This window comes from Acidobacteriota bacterium, assembly GCA_003225175.1.
GTDB lineage: Bacteria > Acidobacteriota > Terriglobia > Terriglobales > Acidobacteriaceae > Gp1-AA112.
The window spans coordinates 1-2396 of sequence record QIBA01000185.1; the positions used below are offsets into that span (position 1 = coordinate 1).

Here is a 2396-nt window from a genome sequence, read left to right on the forward strand (position 1 = left end):
AGCATTGACGCTCTTCCTCACTGATTGTCAGTCCCATTCTGGTACCGTTGTACCCGAGCGAAATCTCTGACAGAGAAAAGGGAACAGCCTGAACTGCGTAATCTTCTCTTGAAAATCGCTCAAGTCAGGCCCTCCCCTTTTGGCCTTTAGTCACGGGAGCGGCGGACGTGCACGTGGAGGGAAGGGATGGATGTATTTCAGAAGCAATTGGATCGGAGCCTGTCGACTGTTCCCCAAAGATTTCTCGCAAATTTGATCGCCAAGAAGTTGCGAACTCAAGGCATCAAGGTCCGGAAATCTGTTCCGGACAAGATCGCGGAGCATGTTTTAGCTGGGAATGGGAAACCATTCAAGTACGGAGCAGGTTCGCCGAGTAGAAACATCACTCTTACGTTGACCGAATCCGATGTCTCCGAGCTTGGAACCGCCCTCGAGAAATTTCTTGATACCGGGATTCAAAAATTTATTCCGGATCTTGCAGGGCGACTCGCCAAAGATCTTGTCAAGCACCTACGATCCCGTTGGGAGGAAGAGCACGCACTACAAGCAACCGAAGTCTTCCTCTTTCGAGAGCGGCCTGAAGAAAGATGGGGAGAAGCTTTGAATGGCCTTCGCATTTTATTGACCTGCGTTCGTGAGTGGGGTGGCTCGGCATATGCGCGACGACAGTCAGCCGGTCACGCCAAGGCCCTTTGGCACGAGATTCTACTCAGGCTTCACGTTCGAGCATGTCAAGTTACAGATGAAATTATTTGCTTGCTCGAAAACGGCTTTGCCGACGGCGCGATGGCTCGCTGGCGGACGCTGCATGAGCTCGCGGTAGTCGCGACAGTCATCCATCAGCATGGTGAAGAGATCGCCGAGCGTTACCATGCGCATCAGGCTGTGGAGTCGAAGCGAGCAATGAGGAAATATGCGAGCTGTTATGCGCTCCTTGGACAGAGGCCGCTCAGTTCGCGCGAAGTGAGCAGAATTGATAAGGCTTATAACGCCGCGATCTCAAAATATGGAAAGGACTTCGACTCGGATTATGGATGGGCCATTTATCATCTGAAAAAGAGAAAAGTAACCTTTGCGGATCTGGCGCAAGAGGCAGGGCGCGCCGACATGCGGTCGTACTATCAAATGGGTAACGACAATGTGCACGCCGGTATAAAGAGCCTATTTGTGCGCCTGGGTTTAGTCGATAACTACAAACGTCTGCTAGCCGGGCGTAGTAATGCCGGTTTGGCGGATCCCGGACAAAACACCGCGCACACACTTATGCAAATATCCGTCCTCGTGTGCCTATCTGAACCCGTGCTGGATGATATTGTCGCTGCAGAGACAATACGATTACTCAGAGACGACGTTGTGAGATCGTTCTTCCGCGCGCATCAGCGACTTCGGAGAGACGATAAGCGATCCAAAAGATCTGGGGAAAAGGCTACAGCCTGAACTGCGAAATTATTTGTGTAGAGGACGCAGTTCAGGCTGTCCCCAAATCCGCAAGTAGCTCGGAACGGGCCCTTTTTTTTAGGATCTAATGTCTACTAGAAATGATTGGGAGCAACTACGACTGCTGGGCGAAGGCGGGCAAAGTACGGTCTATTTGGTTCGAAAGCCAGAAAGAGTCGCAGAAAGACAGCAATCCTTAGAATCAGTTATTCAGGCCTTGCCAAAACTTACGGGATCCCTAAGCTGGGGAGACCGACTTCCAGTTGCTGAACAGCTGGCAAAGTCGATTGTCGCATATGCACGTCAAGACTACCCGTCAGAACTCGCGGCTATGAAGCTCTACAAAATCTCCTTGGCCGAGCCTGAGGCAAATCAAGCGTTAGGTCGGTTGAAAAGAGAAATCGAGGTGCTCAGGCTTCAGCATGTTGGTCTATTGACCTTGGTAGAGGCAAATGAAGCCGAACGCTGGATCGTCACGGAGTATCACGTAACTGGAAGCCTTGAACATCATCTCGTATTGTTTAGAGGAAGGGTGTACGCATCTTTAAAAGCGTTTCGCTCTTTGGTTAAGACAGTTGCATTTCTACACGCCGAGAATGTAGTACATCGTGATATCAAGCCTCATAATGTCTACTTGCGAAGCGACGAGCAACTAATCCTTGGCGACTTCGGGATCACGTTCGTAGGCGGCGAGAGCGAGCGACTCACAGTGACAGACGAACGCGTTGGGCCTCGAGATTACATGCCTCAGTGGGGAGACTGGGGTGAACGCCTGGAGAATGTACATACCAATTTCGATGTTTACATGTTAGGAAAACTACTATGGTGCATGGTTGCTGGAAAGTTAAAGCTAACGCGTGAGTACTTCAAACGTCCACCGTGGAACCTTGTAGAGATGTTCAAGCAGGATCCTCAAATGCACTTAATAAACTCCATTCTCGACAAGTGTGTTGTGGAAG

General features: G+C 50.5%; 2 protein-coding genes. Both read left to right on the forward strand.

All coding sequences use genetic code 11. The features are described from left to right. Nucleotides 1–186: 186 nt before the first annotated feature. Nucleotides 187–1437, forward strand: coding sequence for a hypothetical protein (locus DMG62_24340; GenBank protein PYY19720.1), 1251 nt, complete (start codon nt 187–189; stop codon nt 1435–1437). Nucleotides 1438–1525: 88 nt separating this feature from the next. Then, a partial coding sequence (locus tag DMG62_24345; protein PYY19721.1) for a hypothetical protein occupies nt 1526–2396 on the forward strand: 871 nt, incomplete at its 3' end.

Coding starts and splice junctions, on each gene's coding strand:
- DMG62_24340 (PYY19720.1), top strand. CDS start 187: ATGGATGTATTTCAGAAGCAATTGGATCGGAGCCTGTCGACTGTTCCC.